General features: G+C 60.8%; 19 protein-coding genes and 1 tRNA gene. 10 read left to right on the forward strand and 10 right to left on the reverse strand.

The window, feature by feature from the left end:
• Nucleotides 1-12: 12 nt before the first annotated feature.
• The 4 genes from QU606_RS20455 (at nucleotide 13) to QU606_RS20470 (ending at nucleotide 1,088) form a co-directional block, all read left to right on the forward strand.
• Nucleotides 13-216, forward strand: a complete 204-nt coding sequence (locus QU606_RS20455) for a hypothetical protein (protein WP_304997436.1) — start codon at nucleotides 13-15, stop codon at nucleotides 214-216.
• Between the two features lie 145 nt (nucleotides 217-361).
• Nucleotides 362-565, forward strand: a complete 204-nt coding sequence (locus QU606_RS20460; RefSeq protein WP_304997437.1) for a hypothetical protein — start codon at nucleotides 362-364, stop codon at nucleotides 563-565.
• Nucleotides 565-840 carry a hypothetical protein gene (locus QU606_RS20465; protein WP_304997438.1) on the forward strand — a complete coding sequence of 92 codons (276 nt, stop codon included), beginning with the start codon at nucleotides 565-567 and terminating at the stop codon, nucleotides 838-840. Before QU606_RS20460 ends, QU606_RS20465 begins: the two co-directional genes overlap by 1 nt.
• Nucleotides 841-842: 2 nt before the next feature.
• Nucleotides 843-1,088 carry a hypothetical protein gene (locus QU606_RS20470; RefSeq protein ID WP_370531125.1) on the forward strand — a complete coding sequence of 82 codons (246 nt, stop codon included), beginning with the start codon at nucleotides 843-845 and terminating at the stop codon, nucleotides 1,086-1,088.
• Here QU606_RS20470 and QU606_RS20475 read toward each other — a convergent pair.
• The 3 genes from QU606_RS20475 to QU606_RS20485 all read right to left on the reverse strand — a co-directional run bounded on the left by QU606_RS20475 (nucleotide 1,085) and on the right by QU606_RS20485 (nucleotide 4,775).
• Nucleotides 1,085-2,062: a site-specific integrase gene (locus QU606_RS20475; RefSeq protein WP_304997440.1), complete on the reverse strand. Its 978-nt coding sequence runs from the start codon at nucleotides 2,060-2,062 to the stop codon at nucleotides 1,085-1,087. The two genes, QU606_RS20470 and QU606_RS20475, sit on opposite strands and share 4 nt — an antisense overlap.
• Nucleotides 2,063-2,199: 137 nt before the next feature.
• A tRNA-Cys gene (locus QU606_RS20480) sits at nucleotides 2,200-2,273 on the reverse strand.
• A 213-nt stretch (nucleotides 2,274-2,486) separates the two neighbouring features.
• Nucleotides 2,487-4,775 (reverse strand): acylase, encoded by a 2,289-nt coding sequence (locus tag QU606_RS20485; RefSeq protein ID WP_304997441.1) that lies wholly within the window; start codon nucleotides 4,773-4,775, stop codon nucleotides 2,487-2,489.
• 238 nt (nucleotides 4,776-5,013) lie between these two features.
• On the opposite strand from QU606_RS20485, the gene QU606_RS20490 reads away from it, so the two are divergent.
• Nucleotides 5,014-5,394, forward strand: a complete 381-nt coding sequence (locus QU606_RS20490; RefSeq protein ID WP_024075720.1) for a fe2+ zn2+ uptake regulation protein — start codon at nucleotides 5,014-5,016, stop codon at nucleotides 5,392-5,394.
• Nucleotides 5,395-5,408: 14 nt separating this feature from the next.
• On the opposite strand, the gene QU606_RS20495 is transcribed toward QU606_RS20490, so the two are convergent.
• A complete protein-coding gene (locus QU606_RS20495) occupies nucleotides 5,409-5,603 on the reverse strand; it encodes a hypothetical protein (RefSeq protein ID WP_017846379.1) in 195 nt (64 codons plus the stop codon).
• Nucleotides 5,604-5,791: 188 nt separating this feature from the next.
• On the opposite strand from QU606_RS20495, the gene QU606_RS20500 reads away from it, so the two are divergent.
• On the forward strand, nucleotides 5,792-5,926 hold the full coding sequence (locus tag QU606_RS20500; protein WP_024075722.1) for a hypothetical protein: 135 nt from the start codon (nucleotides 5,792-5,794) through the stop codon (nucleotides 5,924-5,926).
• Between the two features lie 445 nt (nucleotides 5,927-6,371).
• Complete coding sequence (locus QU606_RS20505; protein WP_304997442.1) at nucleotides 6,372-9,977, forward strand: membrane-targeted effector domain-containing toxin; 3,606 nt, start codon at nucleotides 6,372-6,374, stop codon at nucleotides 9,975-9,977.
• Nucleotides 9,978-10,061: 84 nt separating this feature from the next.
• Here the strand turns inward: QU606_RS20505 and QU606_RS20510 are convergent, their stop codons facing one another.
• From QU606_RS20510 to QU606_RS20530, 5 genes are read right to left on the reverse strand one after another with little or no spacing between them, the layout of a single operon-like run.
• Nucleotides 10,062-10,814 carry an ABC transporter permease gene (locus QU606_RS20510; RefSeq protein ID WP_168232971.1) on the reverse strand — a complete coding sequence of 251 codons (753 nt, stop codon included), beginning with the start codon at nucleotides 10,812-10,814 and terminating at the stop codon, nucleotides 10,062-10,064.
• 14 nt (nucleotides 10,815-10,828) lie between these two features.
• On the reverse strand, nucleotides 10,829-12,028 hold the full coding sequence (locus tag QU606_RS20515) for an ABC transporter substrate-binding protein (RefSeq protein WP_024075725.1): 1,200 nt from the start codon (nucleotides 12,026-12,028) through the stop codon (nucleotides 10,829-10,831).
• Nucleotides 12,015-12,818 carry an ABC transporter ATP-binding protein gene (locus QU606_RS20520; RefSeq protein ID WP_150054380.1) on the reverse strand — a complete coding sequence of 268 codons (804 nt, stop codon included), beginning with the start codon at nucleotides 12,816-12,818 and terminating at the stop codon, nucleotides 12,015-12,017. Before QU606_RS20520 ends, QU606_RS20515 begins: the two co-directional genes overlap by 14 nt.
• Nucleotides 12,815-13,876 (reverse strand): acyl-CoA dehydrogenase family protein, encoded by a 1,062-nt coding sequence (locus QU606_RS20525; protein ID WP_024075727.1) that lies wholly within the window; start codon nucleotides 13,874-13,876, stop codon nucleotides 12,815-12,817. The genes QU606_RS20520 and QU606_RS20525 overlap by 4 nt, the downstream gene beginning before the upstream one ends.
• A 51-nt stretch (nucleotides 13,877-13,927) precedes the next feature.
• Nucleotides 13,928-14,488 carry a carboxymuconolactone decarboxylase family protein gene (locus tag QU606_RS20530; RefSeq protein WP_024075728.1) on the reverse strand — a complete coding sequence of 187 codons (561 nt, stop codon included), beginning with the start codon at nucleotides 14,486-14,488 and terminating at the stop codon, nucleotides 13,928-13,930.
• A 102-nt stretch (nucleotides 14,489-14,590) separates the two neighbouring features.
• Between QU606_RS20530 and QU606_RS20535 the strand changes: the two genes are divergently transcribed.
• Nucleotides 14,591-15,511, forward strand: a complete 921-nt coding sequence (locus tag QU606_RS20535; protein WP_024075729.1) for an AraC family transcriptional regulator — start codon at nucleotides 14,591-14,593, stop codon at nucleotides 15,509-15,511.
• Between the two features lie 45 nt (nucleotides 15,512-15,556).
• Here the strand turns inward: QU606_RS20535 and QU606_RS20540 are convergent, their stop codons facing one another.
• Nucleotides 15,557-16,468 carry a LysR family transcriptional regulator gene (locus QU606_RS20540; protein ID WP_168232950.1) on the reverse strand — a complete coding sequence of 304 codons (912 nt, stop codon included), beginning with the start codon at nucleotides 16,466-16,468 and terminating at the stop codon, nucleotides 15,557-15,559.
• A 120-nt stretch (nucleotides 16,469-16,588) separates the two neighbouring features.
• Between QU606_RS20540 and QU606_RS20545 the strand changes: the two genes are divergently transcribed.
• Nucleotides 16,589-17,584 (forward strand): aldo/keto reductase, encoded by a 996-nt coding sequence (locus QU606_RS20545; RefSeq protein WP_102623500.1) that lies wholly within the window; start codon nucleotides 16,589-16,591, stop codon nucleotides 17,582-17,584.
• Between the two features lie 144 nt (nucleotides 17,585-17,728).
• Nucleotides 17,729-18,007 carry a hypothetical protein gene (locus tag QU606_RS33060; protein WP_370531074.1) on the forward strand — a complete coding sequence of 93 codons (279 nt, stop codon included), beginning with the start codon at nucleotides 17,729-17,731 and terminating at the stop codon, nucleotides 18,005-18,007.
• Nucleotides 18,008-18,015 lie beyond the last annotated feature (8 nt).

Here is an 18,015-nt window from a genome sequence, read left to right on the forward strand (position 1 = left end):
TGGGAGGAAGGCATGAAAATTCCAAAATTCGACCAACAAGGTATTCATCCATGGATGATCAGGCATCGGATTGCTGCTCGTTTCTTCTGCGTAATCATGCTTCCTATAGCGCCAATTCTCTATGCCGGCGCAATCCTTTGGGAAAACCGAGAAGGCTTTTCAGAAATGAAAATGCTGGTTATGGCTGCTTTTCTGCCGTGGAGCGATAAGCCATGACCACCCACCGAATCCAAGACAACACAGGCCGCTGGCACCGTGTCAGCAAGTCGACATCAACCCGAGGGAGCTACGTCAGCTTCTTCCGTGGCGAGCCAAGCAGGCTTTGGCGGCCGGGGCAATTCAAGGCTGTGGAGGTGGCGAAGTGAGCATGATTGCCGATCTGATCGAAGAAAACTCAGAGCTTAAAAATCGCGTGGCCGAGCTTGAATTAGCACTGGGCGGCATGCTGTTTGGGTTTGACGATGGCGTGGGCCGTGATTGGTCGGCTCCGCTGCTCGACTACGCACGCACGCTAACGAATGCGGTCGAGTTCAAGTCCAGCGCCAAAGCTGGGGAGGATGAGTGATGAGCACTGAGAAAATTCTGGAAGAGTTCAACCACTGGTACGACAACGAGCGTAAGAAAGCCGCGCCGTTCTCAACGGTGAACATCCGTGACAAATGCTTTGAATCCTGGCAAGCCTCCCGCACAGACATTGAGGTGGAGCTGCGTGAAGCCTACCAAAAAGGATGGGATGCATCCGGCGAGGGCTGGAATGCTGAATACCCTGGAGATGCTCACATCAGAGAATCGTGGCAGCTTGAGCGAGAAAAATCACTGGGCCTGAAGGTGAAGCCATGAGCATTGAACAGGAAATCATCCACATCCCGGAACTGGCAAAGCTGCTGGGCCGGTCGGAGTCGTCGATTCGCAGCGCGCATCAGGTGGGGGCATACTGGCTGCCGCCGTTCTTCAAGCAGGGCAGCCGGATTTGCTGGAGAGTCAGCACGGTCCTGCGCTTCCTGAAGGAGTGCGAGGAAGGCCTGCATACGCCGAAGCGGCCAGGGCGGAAGCGCCAGACGCCTCCGACGCTTGCCCGTGTTGGTTAGCCGAGCTTATCGGCCAGGGCGTCAGGGCAAAGGTGTGTGTACCTGCGCAAAACACTGAGGGTGCGGTGGCCAGTGATGGAGGCCACTTCCATGAGCGCCAATCCCCTTTCAAAGAAGCGCGAGGTGCCTTCATGCCGCATGTCGTGGAAGTGGAGATTCTTTACTCCAGCCGCCCGGCAGGCGCGCAAGAAATACTGGCTCACGGAGTGCGGGGCCAGGGAAAACACCTGGCCATCAATGCGCGCAGGCAACGACTCAAGCAGCGCGCGGGCCCGGATTGACAGCGGCACCAGTCGGCGGCTGCCGTTCTTGGTGTCCTCCAGCAATGCATGCTTACCCCTGATGTCTACGCGCCGGAGTGTCAACAGTTCGCTGCGGCGCATTGCGGTCTCTACGGCAATCTCAATGATCACCGGCATCTCGGCATGGATCTCGCCAGCTGCCTTGATCACCGCCTTCAATTCAGCAGCAGTCGGCCGGCGGTCACGCTCGCGGCTACCCTTGGGCATCCGAAGCTTTGCTACCGGATTGCTCAGCCCCTCAATCCCCCAGTCCTTGATTGCCACGGTGTACAAGTGGCTGATCAGCGCCAGCGATAACCGAATGGTGTTGGTCGATGCACCGGCAGCTAGGCGCGCATCGCGGTACTCGGCCAGGTCAGACGACCGCAGTTCTGCCAGCGACTTGCCGCCATACTTCCCCTCGGACCACGTCTTTATCCGGGTCAGCTCCTGGCGAGCCCCCTTCTTCTGCGCAGATACTTCCCGCGCATAGCGCTCAAAGGCCTTCGCAACCGTGGTGGCTTCGGCCTCGCGGGTATCGACGAAGCGCTTGCGCGACATATCCCCCTCGATTTCAGAAGCCCACCGTTGCGCCTCCGCCTTCGTGTCGAACGAAGCCGAAAGAGCCGGGTATCCTTTTTTGCGGATCTTGGTCCGCCATGTCCCATTGGGACGCTGTTCGATAGTCGCCATGCAGCGGATTTTGCCGATCAGCCCTGGGACATGCAAACAGTGTCGCTGTCCCAGGATTGTCCCAATAGCCGCGCCGAACAAAATCCGCAGGCATAAAAAAAGCCCCGCAAGCTCAATGGCTGCGGGGCTTTTAAGAGTGGAGGCCGAGGTCGGAATCGAACCGGCGTAGGCGGATTTGCAATCCGCTGCATAACCATTTTGCTACTCGGCCTCAAACGATCAATGCCGTTGTTGCTGACATTCACCGTATAAAAACATGAGTGGGCTATAAAACCCTGCCTCTACTCTAACTCATTGAATACATTGAAGTTTTTAACGCTTCATTGCGTTCGATGGGCGCCATTATGTACTCATTTGGTTATGCCTGCAACCCCTTGATTTCAAAAAATATTCTGCCCAGTCATCAAGGGGTTGCGTGTGCGCCCTACTCCTTGATGACCTGTTCCCGGTACTGCGGGTCGGCCTTTATTTGCGCTTCGGTGAATGGCAGCGGGCGGAGTTTTTTCTCGGAGAATGCTTGGGTCTGGTCCTTGGCATAGTTGGACGCGGGGTTGCTGGACTGGGAGAACGCGAGCACGCCCAATGCGTTCGGCCCCTGGTCGTCGAAGCTGACGATTTGCAGGTAACTGCTGCCGCTGACCACTTCGCGTTTGCCATCGGCCCTTGGCACGGTTTGCATGGCGTTATAGATGCCGAGCGCTTGCGGGCCGCCGTGGATGGGGGTTTGCCCGGAGACTTGGATATCGCCCCAGCGGCTGTTGGCGCTGAGACCGAGCTTGGCGACTTCAGTTGCAGAGGCCAGCATGGCTTCGCGCAAGGCCTTGGCAACGTCGGGGCGGTCGATGGCGAGGCCTCGGGGGGTGGTCAATGGTTCGGCCGGGTCGAAGGCCACACGCCAGGCATCGGGGGTTTGTTGCAGGTGCTCCGCCAGGTTGATGAAGTGCACCAGGCCCAGGCCGCTGTCGAGGTTGGCGTGCCGGTCCCAGTGTTTGAGACTGGTACACAGCGGTTGCAACGCGACAGCATCGCTGCCCAGTCGCGTGGCGCAGTATTCCAGCAGGTCGGGCATGATTTGGCCCGCCACATACACTTCGTTGTCCATGACCATATTGTGCAGGTCCGCAACCGTGATCGGCCGTTGCTCCAGGGATTGCAGGCGCTGCACGGCGAAGCGCGCGCGCGGGCCAAGGCCGATGTGGTCCTGGCTGATCACTGGAGAGAAGCCGGTCAAGGGCGCCTTGGGGTTGGCCATCCAGGCCGAGTCGTTGGCGTGTTGCACGTAGTCGGTGCGCTCCAGTTGCGGCAGTTGGGCGGCGGCGAAGATGCCCGGTTGCGCGGCATGCGGGTCGATGTCCCAGGCGCAGGCGCTGCGGGCGCCGTCGAGGATGATAAATTGCAGGCCGGCCCGCGGGTCGCTGCATTGGGCGAGTTTGGCGGCGCTGACGTTGGGCACCACCGACAAGTTCATGTACAGGCTCTGGCCCTGATCATCGGCGGCCACGGTGTTGACCCACGGGATACCTTGCAGGGTGTGCACCGAGGTTTGCAGTGCCTTGAGGCTGGGGGCGCGGTTCATCGCGTACCACTGTTGCAGCACGCGGTCATTGCCCAGGTTGGCGTCGCGCAGGCTGAAGGCGTGCTGGCTGTCCCAATCCAGCTTGCCGGGCCATTGCACCACGGGGCCGAAGCTCGAACTGTAGACCGTACGGGACACGGCCTTGAGGCTGCCGTCGGCCTGTTTGACTTGCACCGTCACCGGGGTTTTCGCCATAGGTATGGATTGACCGTCCAGCAGGTAGCGCGTGGAATCCTTGGGGTCGAGGGTCAGTCGGTACAGGGTGAAGTGTTTGGACGTGTCGACCGTATGGGTCCAGGCCACATGCCGGTTGAAACCGATATTGATCACCGGCAGACCCGGCAGCGCCGCGCCCATCACATCCAGTTGGCCGGGGATGGTCAGGTGCATCTGGTAAAAACGCATGCCGCCCACCCAGGGGAAATGCGGGTTGGCCAGCAGCATGCCACGACCATTGAATGAACGATCACGGCCCACCGCGACGGCGTTGCTGCCGCGATCGAGACTGAAGCGCTGCTGCTGGGCCGCCGCCAGTTCAAACGCCTTTGCGCGACGCTGCACGCTGGCGGTGGCCTGGGGTGGTGCCGCACCAACCAGGGCTTCGGCGAATTGGCCAACGCCGCCTTCAACCAGCAGCCTGCGGGTCAGCTTCACCAGATCTTCCACCACCAGCGGCCGCACCCACCCGGCCTGGCATGGCGCCGGGGCGCCCTGCTCTTTGAGATAGCGGTTGTAGCCGGCCACATAACCTTCGATGCGTTGGCGGATCGCCGGGCTCTGTGCGTTCCAGAAGGCGGCTACGGCCTCGGGGGTATTCAGCCAGGTGAAGAACACATCGCTGGCGAGGTTGTTGCGCTCCTCCAGGGTCGCCTGTTCCGGGCCGAAGAACCGCGCGCGCTGGCCATTGACGGTGACCACTTCATTGGCCAGCAGGCACAGGTTGTCCTGGGCGTAGGCGTAACCGATGCCAAACCCCAGGCCGCGCTCATCGCTGGCGCGGATGTGCGGCACGCCGAAGCTGGTGCGCCGGATATCGGCGGACGCCTGCGCCACCTGCTCGCGCGCCGATGCAGCCAGGCTCAAGCCCAGCATCAGTCCCGCCACGCACATCCTGGACAACCGGTTGGAAATAATCACACAGACTCCACAGTCAAATTGAACACCCTTGCCTGGGGTCATTCCCCCACCGTAAGGACGCAACAGACCGTGAATAATTTAGCGACGAAGTCCGTTCATTGAACGCGACTGCGTTGTGACAAAACCGATACCGACAAATTTTCTACATGCGGCACTTCATGATTTCGCTCACTCGTTCGTCTTATTGAATAAGAGCGCCATCATTTTCCTGATCAGGCTCTGATAAGGAGTTTTTTGCATGTACAACTCGCAACTGCCCACGGACGGACACTCAACGACCGCCGATGCCACGTTTGGCAGCGGCGTACAAGCCTTCGGCAAAGCGCCAGAGCAGCAAGGCAACCAACGAATTCGGCATTTACTCAAGTGTTTCGGCTTGCGCACCAGCCTGATCCGGCTGAAGGTCATCGACGCCCTGCTCACGGCCGCCGCCCACCAGCGCACCCTCGGGGTACGCGGCGTGCACAGCCACTTGCTGGAACTGGGCATCCCTTTGTCGTTCCTCAGCGTGCGTGAGGTACTCAAGCGCCTGTGCAGCGAGGGCGTGATCACCCTCAATGCCGATAAAAGCTACAGCCTCCATGAAGAGGCTGCCAAAGTGCTCGAAGGCCGCGCCTGACTCGACGACGTCAATCAGAAGTTAGGCTTGACCTTACGACGCATCACGCCATTGATCACCACCACGGTGACCGCCACCGCAATGGCGATGTACTGGAACGTTTTTTCGCTGATAACCCCAGTGTTCTGCAGGTAGGACAGGCCAAACATCGTCCCCAGTACCACCAGGGAGATCAGGATTGAATATTTCAAGCGTTGCTTTTGGGTCATGACGGGTTCCTGAACCTTGAGAATGTATCCACTTTGTATCGCCGAACATGCCAGGCACATACCCGATGACGGGGATGGAATGGGGTCGGCAGGGTCTCATGTTACAGGCGATGAAAAGCTTTGGCTTGTTCGATGCTTTTATTGAGCCGGCCTGATGTCACCCCGTGAGAACCCTGGAGGATTTTGAAATGTTCCGTCGAATCACCTGGCTGATTCCCCTGCTGATCATGCTGAGCATGAGCGGCTGCATCATATTCCCCCACGGCGGCGGCTGGCATGACCACCGCTATGAAGGTGGCGGGCCGGGTTACTACCATCGCTGAGGGGCAGGTTCCCGCCTATCCGTTTCTGCGGTAACGGCGGCTGGTCAGCCATGGATGCATCAACTGACACTCCCTCATCGGGGGCAAGTCGAATCGTCGCACCGCCCCTCCCACATTTTCAACCGAGTACACCAGGCATAACTCCGGTCGGCGCCAGGGCAGCCAAAGCCAGAGCAAAGGCAGACTCAGGTCGACCTGATGTATGCAGCTCCAAATGTGGGAGGGGGCTTGCCCCCGATAGCAGTGGGTCAGCCACAGACGCATCAACTGACACACACCCGCAAGGACTTTTTCAAAAGTTAACCAACACTAAGCCTTACACAACACGGTATCTCCAGAGGGAACCCCCGCAGGTGTTTTTTGCACCCAAAAGGGGCGTCTGGGGAACAGGGATCCTCCTACTGGCAGGCGCTTATTCTCGGCACGTCTGAAAAGGTACCCTCCGATGACAAGTCTTTCCTCCACGCCCTTACCGCACCTTCTGCCCCAACAGCCTCCCCTCCTGATCGATACACCCACGCCCGCCCTCCCGGGCAACCAGAACCCCACCACCGACACCGAACAGTCCGACTCAACCCAAACAAACCCCTCAACCACCGATACCGCCAGTGGCAGCTTGGCGCAAACCCTGGCAGACAAGCAGAACCTGCGCAGCCTGGGGCAAAAACTCAACGACATGGCCCAGCGCCTGGGTGTAAACGCCACGCCGCAGGAGATCCTGGCCGCGCTGAAGTCGACCCCCATGGATGTGCAAACCGCCTCGTCCTATCCCGTCGCCCCCGGCCATGCCACGACGATCGAGGCCTTCATCACCTCCATAGGCGTGGCTGTACCGAACAGCCATTTCGCCTTGACCGCATTGGCAGACGCCGTGCTCAGCAGGGCCATTGAACACCCCCTGGGCAATCTGGGCGGTGCCCTGTCCTGGCCGCTTCCGCTGAGTATCGCGGAGCAACACACGTTGCTCAGTGCCGCCACGCAATATGTCACGCTCCACCCCAACCCACCGTCGATGGGGGCAAGCCTGGGCCCGCTGGATTATCTCAACAGCAATCAGCCACTCAGCGGCGAAGCCGCACGTGATCCAGCGAAGGTGCTGGAAACCCTACTCAGTACCCCCCGTGCACAAGCGCTGGGGCAAGCCATGCAGACTCAATTGAACGGCATTGCGACTGACACCAGCGTCAATGACTACACACTGGCTGCGCTCAATCTGATGCTGGACCCACAGTCCATCAGCACGCCCCATCGAAACACCGTCGCCGGGTTTGATCTGGCACAGTCGGAGCATTGGGGCAAACCCGCATCAGCCATATTCCCGGCCCTGAGCAAGCACTTGAGCGCGCAAGGCCACGCCACGGCCGAAATGGCCAACGTAGGCGCTTACCTGATGCTGGCCCGCAAGGCGCCCGAGTTGCTGATCAAGGACATCCCCAGCAACGTAACCTATGGCAGCCCTGCCTGGGTCAACCTGTCGATCGCCGCGGCAACAATAGAAGCCCAGACACCGGGCAAAGTGCCCAACATGGGCTTTGCCCAGGTCATGAATGCCGCCGAAGACGCCAGCCTGCAAGACCCAGCCATGACCCAACAGGCACAACGCGCCGCCCTGCGGGTGTGGGGCGTGGTGAGTGGCGCACTCTCCCAGCAAGAAGCTGATCGCTACAGCCCCGACGACGTCGAGAAGGTCCGCAGCGCGTTCAATCAACAGGCGAATGAACGATTGGAGGCGTCCAGCCAGATTCAGACTGAAATGCCCAGCCGCAAAGACATTGCCCTGGCCGCACTTAAACAACGGTTCGGCTCGGATGTGCCCTTTGAAGAAAAACTGCTGAGCGTCAAGAACACCAAGCAACCCCACATACAGCCGCTCTACGACCCCAATCGTGCCCCGGCAGGCTTGCACTCGTTGCTGGATATCGCCATGAGTGGCTTGCACCAGTACGAATGGGAAAGCACAGACCCACGCATCCTCCGCGCCACGCAAGGCGAGTCCCTCCAATTCGACGTGAACAGCACCTTCAACGATCAGTTCACCCAAGCCATCGATTCAAGAAAAAAGGGCATTGCTAAGGCGGTCAAACACATGATTGCCCAATTGCCCCTGGCCGACAGGCAAAACCTGGAGCATGGGGAACTTGAGTTCTACCAGCACAATACCTACAAGCTGGGGCTAGGATTTACCGGAAGAACCCTTCACAGCAAAAACGACAATTTGCTGGTTAAAGCCACAGGGCCAAGCGGCGAAACGGTGTATAAGATCGACCTGAAACAAGGGCGCGTGACCCAGGTTCCCACCACCGTTTTGACCGATCAGCACGAACGTAACGCCAGCCTGGTCTACCCGATTGAGCGGTTCACACCAACCACCTCGCCTGAGGCCGACTTCGCCCAGGACAAGACCGTCAGTTCTCCTCCGCCCACGCCTTCGAGCTACACAAGTGCCCGAACACAGTCCATTGCCGATGCCTTTGTCGAACACCTGGACATTGCCGGCAAAGACGTGGTCCGGCAGGCCAAGGGGGCTACCAGCTACGATCAGCAGATGGACACGGAGTGGAAACTGGTCAGCTTTTTACTGGACCTGATTCCACTCAGGTCGGCCATTGTCAACTTTCAAAACGGTGACTACCTGGATGGCGCGACAGACCTGGGCATGGATATCTTTGGTTTCGTCACTGCCGGCGCAGGGGCGGCAGCGAAAGTGACAAAAGCCGGAACCTCGGCCGTCAGCGCCGCAACCAAGGCCCTGCGGGTGGCCAAAATACTCGGGACCACCGTCATCGGTGAGCTCAACCCCTTCAGTGGTATAGGCGATCTGGTTCAAGGCGGTGCAAGGCTGATCGGCAACGGGATTGAACAGGTCAAGCGCATAGGTCGTCATCACAACGTGTTGAATGTCGCCAGTGCCGAATATGGACCTATTACCCAAGGCACCTTCAAGGCTGCCGACCAGACCGTCGAGGGAAGCACCATCCTGTTTGATGGCCAACGGTATGCCTATGATCCCGACAAGGGCAAACCTTACGGAGCGCCGATCGAGGCATTCAACCCGCTGGACGGGATGATGCCGCCCGCCCCCAATATAAACGCATCCCGCAATCTCCCCGCATCCGCACACAATAACCGGCATAACCCGCTTAGCTCGAGCAACCGCCCGGCCCGTCCGCAGCCACCGGCGAATGGCCCGGTACAAGCGGTCCCGAACGGCATCCAAAAGACCGACCACTTACCTCAGGGGGAGTATGTCACCAGCATCAAAGGCGCGATAAGCGATGCACACTTCACCCCGAGCAGGAAGGCGGCAACCCGGCAAAAGTTCGGGCAAGAAATGAATGACTTTTATCGGCGGATGGCAAACGGCGGCCTTCCGGCTCGCCCCACCCTCCCCGTGATCCCTGGTCAAGTCACACCCAAAACGCTGATCGAAAAGGCCCTGGATGCATCCGATGGCGTGGTCTTTGGTGACATCCATAAAGAAATGGCCAGTTTCCAGACGCTGTTCGATAACGTAGACACCTTCAAGCAAAAAGGGGTCAAGAAACTGTATATCGAAGCCACGTTCTATGACGCACAGATGAAAGTCATTGACGACGGCATCGGTTTTCTCGGCAACGGCAAGACACCACGGCTATCGCCCTCATTCGATGAGTTGGTCAAAAAATTCAATGATGAAGGGATAGAGATCGTGCCCCTCGACCATCCTTATCTCACCCGGCACAAAGATGAGCCCGAGCAGTTCCAAGCAATCAATCAGGCGCAGCAAAATGAGCCAAGGCTCAGGGAATTCAATTACTACGCCGCACAGACCATTCGCCAGAACCCTCCGGGCGAAAAGTGGATTGCGTTGATGGGCAATGCCCATATGAAGACATCCCAAGGAGTCCCGGGAGTGGCGGAGCTGACAGGCGGCATTGGGGTGGGCGTTTTCACAAGGACAGACCCGGGAGTAAGCGTCGGAATGAGGAAGACCAAAAACCTCCCGGATCCGGCAAAGGCCTTAGATCCTCACGACGTACCGGGTGACCTGCACATTTTCCACGAGGTCTGAGGTCCAACCTACCCCCTGAACCCAGCCTGCTCATACGCGATGACAAAAAGCCCGGCCGGAGGCCGGGCTTTTGTTCAGGGCCTGTCACCCGCCATGCACCCATCGCTGATGCAACCATCGCGCGAACGCATCCAGCGCAAAGCCCAGCAGCCCGATCAGCAGCACCATCGCCATCAGTTCCGAATAAGCCAGGCGGTCCCGCGTGTCGAGGATGTAATACCCCAGCCCGGCACTGACCCCAAGCATCTCGCACGGCACCAGCACGATCCACAAAATGCCGATGGCCAGGCGCACTCCGGTCAACACATGCCCGACCACGCCAGGAATGATCACCCGACGCAGCGTCTCCCAGCGCGTGGCACTCAGGCTCTGGCTCAACTGCAACCAGCGCGGGTCCAGCTGGCGTACCCCGGCAGCGGTGTTGAGCATGATCGGCCACACCGCGGCAAACGCCAGCAGGAAGTAGATCGGCTGGTCCCCGACGCCCATCAGCATCACCACGATCGGCATCCACGACAGGGGCGAGATCATCCGCAGGAACTGAAAGGCCGGCGTGGTCGCAGCCTCCAGGTTGCGCGAACTGCCCACCAGCAACCCCAGCGGTACGCCCACCAGCAAGGCAAGAAACAGCCCGACCACAATGCGCTTGAGGCTCACCGCAATGTGCAGGTACAGCTCGCCGCGCCCCAACAACTCCCACAGGCTGCCGAACGTGGCCGCCAGTGAAAAACGCGCTGACAAGCCGTCGGCAGCGCCAAACACCTTCACACCCAGCCACCAGAGCAACAGCAACCCGGCCAAGCCTCCCAACCCGAGCAACCAGCCCGGCCACGCCACGGTTTTACCTCGGTTCAAGCGCCGATCTCCTCGTGCCGCTCAAAGCCCTCCGGCAAGCCAAAGGTCTTCATGCCACCCACGGCCTCGATGGCGTTGCGCACAAAGCGGTCATCCACGAGGTCCTTGGCGACGAAGGCCGGGTCGAGATCGGCGAGGAACTTCTTGTCGCCTTCGATCAAGGTGTCTTTCAGGCGCCGTACCAGTTCCTCGGTGTAGCTGGGGAAGGGATAGGGCTGGAAGTCGATGCGATGTTCGTCCCAGTTGGCATGCTGGATCGCACCCTCCGCCAGGTACGCAGCGCGGTCGCTGGCCGCCGGTGCCAGGACCTTGCTCAAGACCGGTTCGGCATGCGGCGTGTAGCGGTTCGGGCCATCCTTGGACAACAGCTTCACCGCTTCTTCGCGGTGGTCGCGGGTCCAGACCTGGGCCTTGACGATGGCATTCACCACCTTCTGCGACCACTCCGGGCGGTTGACCAGGTCATGCTCATGCATGAACACCACGCAGCACGCATGGTTGCGCCACACATCGCCGGTAAAACGCTGCACGCGACCGACCTTGAGGTTTTCCGCGAGGGCATTGAACGGCTCGGCGACGATGTAGCCGTCGATGCGTTTGCTGGCCAATGCCGGCGGCATGTCCGAGGGCGGCAGCACGATCAGGTTCACCTCATTGGCGGCAATCGCGCCACCAGCCGCACGGGCAACGGGGGTGAGGCCGTTATCGCGGAACAGTTGCTGCACCACCACGTTATGGATCGAATACCAGAACGGAATCGCCACCGACTTACCGCCCAGTTGCTTCACGTCAGTGATGCCCGGCGCCACGGTCAGCCCGGAACCGCCGACGTGGTTCCACGCCACGACCTTGGCCGGGACCTGGCTGCCATAGCGTGCCCACACGGTCATTGGCGACAGCAGGTGAATCACGTTGACCTGGCCCGAGATAAACGCCTCGATCACCTGGGCCCAACTGCGTAGCAGCACCGGGCGCTCGGCCTTGATGCCCTCGGCCTCGAACAGGCCATTGTTATGCGCCACCAGCAATGGCGTGGCGTCGGTGATCGGCAAATAACCGATGCGTACCGGTGCATCCGGTTCATTGGCCGCGCGTGCCTGCAGGCTGCTCAACAGCGGCAAGGCACCGGCGGCGCTGAGCACCGCAGAGAGTTTGAGAAAATCACGGCGCGAGTGGGTCAGGTCATCCAGACACATGGCTAGGCTCCAGCAGGTCAAGGGGGTTGGGTTGAGGGCGGCTCGCCTGCCGTAGGGTTTTAAGAATCTCGATGCGCAGCGCGCCAATCGCTTCTACCTGTTCCTCGCGGGGTTGCGGCAGGTCGATCCGCCATTCGCCCAGCGTGCGCGCCGGGCGGTTACCCAGTAGCAGGATGCGGTCGGACAGCAGCAAGGCTTCGTCGATGTCGTGGGTGATCAACACCGCCGCCGAACCCTGTTCGCGATTGACCTTGAGCAACAGGTGCTGCATGTCGGCACGGGTCACTTCGTCCAAGGCACCAAAGGGTTCATCGAGCAGCAGTACTTGCGGCTGGCGCGCCAGGCAGCGGGCCAACGCCGTGCGCTGGGCCATGCCACCGGACAACTGCGCCGGGAACTGCTGGCGCGCATGCTCCAGGCCCACGGCCGCGATGGCATGGTCAACGCGCTGGCGCCGCTCCTCGGGGCTCAGGTGCGGCTGACGGGCGAAGTCCAGGCCAAACGCCACATTCTTTTCCAGGCTCAGCCACGGCAACAGGCTTGGGTCCTGGAACGCCACCGCCACACGCGGGTGCGGGCCGCTCAATGGCTCGCCCAGTACCTGTACGCCGCCGCCCTGCGGCGCCTGCAAGCCGGCGAGCACCCGCAACAGGCTGGATTTGCCCACACCGCTGGGGCCAAGGATCGATACCACTTCGCCGGGCTGCAACTGCAGGTCGAAGCCTTGCAGCACCGGGCCGCTGGCGTACCCCAGGGCAATGCCCCGGGCCGTCAGAACCGCCTGGCTCATAGCGCGGCCTGGCGTTGCAGTTCGGTGCGCAGTTGCACCAGGCTGGGCGTCACAATCGGCACAAAGGCCGACTCACGCCAGCGCCGGGCAAAACCACTGCCGTGCGCGGTGAGGTAGGCCTTGCCGCCACTGGCCTGCAGCTCAAGTTGCACTGCGCTCGCAGCGGTTTCCGCGAGGGCGATGCGCAGCTTGAACAATGGCACCGGTTCGGCGGCAAAACGTCCGGCCAGCAACCCTTTCTTGAGTTCGGTGACCAGGTGATCGAGGGTCACGCGCAACGCCTCCAACTCTTCACGCAACACGGTGCGGGACGCGCCCAGATGATAGGCCACTTCCGCCAACGAGCGACGCGCCAGGCCAATCGACATGCCGCATTGCAGGCCAAGAAACGCCGGGCGCACCGCCGGCAGGAACTGGCGTGCATCCTCATGCAGCAACCAGTCGCGACTCAGTTCCACACCTTCCAGCCCCAGGGCGGCCGTGTTGCTGGATTGCAAGCCGAGCAAATCAAGGTCGTGTGAGCGCTGCAAGCCCGCCACTGAGTCCGGGATCGCCAGGATAAACGGCGCACCACCGTCGGCATGTTCAATCGCGGCGGCGGCGACGAAGCCGTTCTTGCGCAAGTTGGTCACCCAGTGCAGGCGACCGTTCAGGGTCCAACCGTCGTCGCTCGGCTCGCCGCTGATCTGCAAGGTCTCGATACCCGAGAGGAACTTCATTGCATTCGACAGCCCCGTTGCCCCGGCCAGCTTGCCGCTGAGCAGGTCCGGCAACAACTGCTCACGCAGCCGCTCGTTGGGGCTGTGCAACAGATACTCGATAAACGAACGCTGCCCCCAGCACACAAAGGCTGCCGCCAGGGAATGGCTGGCAACATTCGCGATGGCGTCCACCGCCCCGCCCACATCGCCGCCGAGGCCACCGAGGTGCTTGGGTACGCCGATTCGCAACACGTTGGCGTCTGCCAACCGCGGCAGCACTTCCTGTGGGTCGCAACTGCCCACATCCAGGGCCTGCGCTTGAACATCGAGCCAACGGCTCAAGATTGGGTCAAGCATTCATGTTTCTCCTTGTTAAAGCAGATGACCATCACCGACGCGTGCGCGCCTTCAACTGGCCGGTTGTTCCCAACGGTACTGCGCCAGCTCCGGGTTCAGCGGGGTACGGGCAAACACATTAGCGAAGTTGCACAGAGTGGCCAGGCTGACCCCCAATATAACCTCCAGCGCCTGGCCTTCGGAGTAGCCGGCGGCCCGGAACGCCTCGTAGCCGGCATCGCTCACATCGCCTCGGGTAGCGATCACTTCGCGGGTGAACGCGGCGAGCGTCTCATAACGAGCATCAGGCAGTTCGCCACGCTGGCGCAGGGCTTCGATCACGGTTTCGGGCAGCTTGGCTTTGTTGCGCGCCACGGCGGTGTGGCCGGCCACGCAGAAATCGCAACCGTGGGTGGTCGCGGCAATCAGTTGCACCACTTCGCGATCGGCCAGGCTCAGCTCGGCCTTGGCGTTCAGGCCGGAAACGGTGATGTAGGTCTCCAACGCGGCCGGCGCATTGGCCAGCACGGCCAGCAGGTTGGGGATGAAACCCGAGCCTTTCAGCGCATTTTCCAGGAAGGGTTTGGCCGCTGGCGGAGCGGTTTCGAGGGTGAGCAGCGGTACGCGGGACATGGTGCGGTCTCCTTATTGGTTCGTGTACCAAGTCTGTTGGTTATAAAAAAACGCCTCAATAGGCTAAAGTAGCGATTACTTGCTCTTGAGTCTTTCCATTAGATGAATTCGTCCGGTGCACTTGTCGATTGGTTATTAGACAGCCTTGAACTCGAGACCAGCTTGTTTCATGTCGGGCGTTACTGCGGTGACTGGCACGCCAGCACCCACGGCCTGGCACGGGCCAGTTTCCACCTGCTCGTGCAGGGCCAATGCTGGCTGCATATCGACGGCGAGCCCAGCCCCCAGCACCTGAACAATGGCGACGCGGTGTTTCTGTTGCGTGACCTTGAGTACCGACTGTCCGGCGAAGCCACGGCGGCGGGTGCGCAGGAATGCCCACGTCGTCCGATGGTGCCACTGGACAGCGCGGCCACCGACGGCGTGGGGCTGGTCTGCGGGTTCTTTCACTTCCAATCCGGCTTGTCCGCAATGATTGTCGACAGCCTGCCCGCGTGGATCATCCTGCGTGCCGGCGACCCGTCATTGACCGCCGCGCGCAACCTGTTCGAACTGATCCTGCAAGAGTGCGAACGCACTCCGGCGCCCTCGTCCACCCTGCTCGAACGTCTGTGCCACCTGCTGTTCCTGTATGTACTGCGCCAACAAGTGATCGGCAACACCGACTTGGGCGGCCTCGCCGCGCTGGGCCGGCAGCCGGCATTTGCGCACCTGCTGGAACAATTGATCGCCCGGCCGGCGGAGCCCTGGACCCTGGAAAGCATGGCCGCCTGCACCGGCCTGTCGCGCTCGGCGTTTTTCAAGCGCTTCAATGAGCTGTGCGGGCAATCGCCAGGGCAAGTGCTACTGATGATGCGCATGCGCCATGCCTGCCAGCTGTTCAAAAACGACCAGACCGTGGCCGATGTTGCGCTGGAGGTGGGGTATCAGTCGGTGGCCGCGTTTACGCGGGCGTTCCACAAGGTCATTGGCCAGCAGCCGGGGGCCTATCGCAAGGGCCAGGCGCCAGGCGTGAAGCGCTAAGCCCACGCATCGTAATAAATGGGACGGTTTTGCAGGCGCCCGCCCCTAACGCTGTAACCCACTGCCGGGCCGCGCGCACAGTTCCACCAGCCAATCGACAAACACCCGCACCCGCCGTGATAACTGGCGGTGCGGCGGGTACAGCGCCGTCAGGGCCATTGTCGGGACTGGCAAGTGTGGCAGCACTTCCACCAGCGTCCCCCGGGCCAGTTGCTGCATCGCATGATAATGGGGGGCCTGGATCAACCCGTATCCGGCTTCGCAAGCAGAGAAATAGCCGTCTGAACTGTTCACCGCGACAGTCTTGGCCAGGTTGACGCTCCGCAACTCGTTCGCTAATGCGAATTCCAGCCCGAAGCGTTTGCCGCTGGCGCTGGACACATACTCAACCATCTGATGCCGGGCCAGGTCGTCCAGGGTTTGGGGCACCCCCATACGCTCCAGGTACCCGGGGCTGGCCAAGGTCAGTTGGTCCATCATTGCCAGCGGCCTGGCCACCAGTGATTCGTCCAGGGCCGGGCCACCGCGCAGCACGCAATCCACACCTTCACGGATCAGGTCCACCGGGCGGTCATTAAGGCTGATCTCCAGTTCAATCTGCGGGTAACGCGAGGTGAACGTCGGCAACGCGGGGATCACGATAAGGCGCCCGATACCCGACGGCATATCAATGCTCAGGGTGCCGCGCGGGTTCTGGCTGCGGGTAGAAAACACCGCTTCGGTTTCCTCCAGGTCTGTCAGCAATTGCACGCAACGCTGGTAATACGCCGTGCCATCCAGGGTCGGACTGACCTGACGCGTCGTGCGCTGCAACAACTGCACGCCCAGGTGTGCTTCCAGTTGCTTGATCAGGATCGTCACCGACGCGCGTGGCAGTTGCAGGCTGTCGGCCGCCTTGGCGAACCCGCCCAACTCGACAATCCGGGTAAACACGCGCATTGCGTTGAAACGGTCCAAATCTCGCCACCTCTATTATGGATTATTTAGATTTTACGAATAGTGATAGTGCTTTTAGCCGGTTTATCCCGGTTTTGTCGAGGGTAACAATAGGCGCCTACCTCAACAGGAGCTGCACCCATGCACACTCGTCAACTCGGTAAAAACGGCCCACGTGTTTCCGCCATCGGCCTCGGCTGCATGGGCATGACCGACTTCTACACCCCCGACACCGATACCACCGAGGCCACGGCCACCCTGCATCGCGCGCTGGAACTGGGGGTCAACTTCCTCGACACCGCCGACATGTACGGCCCGCACACCAATGAACAACTGATCGGCCAGGCCATCGCCGGCAAACGCGATCAAGTGTTCCTGGCGAGCAAATTCGGCATCGTGCGCGACCCGGCGAACCCGGCGCGGCGCGGCGTCAATGGGCGTCCCGAGTACATCCGCGAGGCCATCGACGGCACGTTGCGGCGGCTGGGCATAGAAACACTGGACCTGTATTACCAGCACCGCATTGACCCTGAGGTCGCCATCGAAGAAACCGTCGGCGCCATGGCCGAGCTGGTCAAGCAAGGCAAGGTGCGTTACCTGGGCCTGAGCGAAGCGTCCGCCGCCACCTTGGAACGCGCCCACAAGGTGCACCCGATCAGCGCGCTGCAAAGCGAATATTCCTTGTGGAGCCGCGACCAGGAAGACAACGGCTGCCTGGCCGCCTGCCAACGCCTGGGCATTGCCTTCGTGCCCTACAGTCCGTTGGGCCGGGGCTTTCTCACCGGCGCCCTGCAAAGCCCGGACGATTTCGGCGCCGATGACTATCGCCGTCTCAGCCCACGTTTCCAGGGCGATAACTTTGCGAAAAACCTGCAATTGGTGAAACAGGTACAACGCCTGGCGGCTGACAAAGGCGTCACCGCCGGGCAATTGGCTTTGGCCTGGGTGCTCGCGCAAGGTGACTTCATCATCCCAATCCCCGGGACCAAGCAGCGCAGGTACCTGGAACAGAACGTAGCGGCTGTATCGATCACCCTCACCCCGGCCGAACTGGCGGCGTTGGACGCCATCTTCCCTGCCGACGCCACAGCTGGCCTGCGCTACCCCAAGGAAGTCATGGCAATGCTGGATATCTGACGAGCCCTGCCAGGGAGCCCCTTTATCAAGGGGCTCCCACTTCCTTGCACCCTCGTACCTAAAGCTATTGCGCGCCAAGCCGATAGCCCTACGAAGCTCTAACAAAGCCGCGTCGACAATAAACGCTTCGTAAGGACGACCCCCATGCCCCCACTGCGCTCCATCCAAGCTCGCTACACCGTGTTCCTGGTGCTGTTCGTCCTGATGCTATTAGTGTTGACCGTCGTGGGCATCGGCCAATTGGTCGCGCCCACCCTGCGCCAGACTGAAGAGCAGGTCGTACTCAATCGCATCGCCGAGGTTGCGGTACAGATCCAGGGCGAGTTGAACAAAGTCCAGGCCCAGCAACGCACCATCACCCAAACCATCCCCCTGCTCGACAGCGATGCCATCGACAAGGTCCTGCCAGGTCTGGTGGACTAGTATGGCGA

This window comes from Pseudomonas sp. OVF7, from assembly GCF_030644265.1.
In the GTDB taxonomy this organism is placed as follows: domain Bacteria; phylum Pseudomonadota; class Gammaproteobacteria; order Pseudomonadales; family Pseudomonadaceae; genus Aquipseudomonas; species Aquipseudomonas gorinensis.

Excerpts from the sequence above, each read along its gene's own strand:
- QU606_RS20545 (WP_102623500.1), top strand. The coding sequence starts at position 16,589 with ATGCACACTCGTCAACTCGGTAAAAACGGCCCACGTGTTTCCGCCATC.
- QU606_RS20525 (WP_024075727.1), bottom strand. The coding sequence starts at position 13,876 with ATGCTTGACCCAATCTTGAGCCGTTGGCTCGATGTTCAAGCGCAGGCC.
- QU606_RS20520 (WP_150054380.1), bottom strand. The coding sequence starts at position 12,818 with ATGAGCCAGGCGGTTCTGACGGCCCGGGGCATTGCCCTGGGGTACGCC.
- QU606_RS20505 (WP_304997442.1), top strand. The coding sequence starts at position 6,372 with ATGACAAGTCTTTCCTCCACGCCCTTACCGCACCTTCTGCCCCAACAG.
- QU606_RS20530 (WP_024075728.1), bottom strand. The coding sequence starts at position 14,488 with ATGTCCCGCGTACCGCTGCTCACCCTCGAAACCGCTCCGCCAGCGGCC.
- QU606_RS20500 (WP_024075722.1), top strand. The coding sequence starts at position 5,792 with ATGTTCCGTCGAATCACCTGGCTGATTCCCCTGCTGATCATGCTGAGC.
- QU606_RS20475 (WP_304997440.1), bottom strand. The coding sequence starts at position 2,062 with ATGGCGACTATCGAACAGCGTCCCAATGGGACATGGCGGACCAAGATC.
- QU606_RS20495 (WP_017846379.1), bottom strand. The coding sequence starts at position 5,603 with ATGACCCAAAAGCAACGCTTGAAATATTCAATCCTGATCTCCCTGGTG.
- QU606_RS20535 (WP_024075729.1), top strand. The coding sequence starts at position 14,591 with ATGAATTCGTCCGGTGCACTTGTCGATTGGTTATTAGACAGCCTTGAA.
- QU606_RS33060 (WP_370531074.1), top strand. The coding sequence starts at position 17,729 with ATGCCCCCACTGCGCTCCATCCAAGCTCGCTACACCGTGTTCCTGGTG.
- QU606_RS20515 (WP_024075725.1), bottom strand. The coding sequence starts at position 12,028 with ATGTGTCTGGATGACCTGACCCACTCGCGCCGTGATTTTCTCAAACTC.
- QU606_RS20455 (WP_304997436.1), top strand. The coding sequence starts at position 13 with ATGAAAATTCCAAAATTCGACCAACAAGGTATTCATCCATGGATGATC.
- QU606_RS20490 (WP_024075720.1), top strand. The coding sequence starts at position 5,014 with ATGTACAACTCGCAACTGCCCACGGACGGACACTCAACGACCGCCGAT.
- QU606_RS20465 (WP_304997438.1), top strand. The coding sequence starts at position 565 with ATGAGCACTGAGAAAATTCTGGAAGAGTTCAACCACTGGTACGACAAC.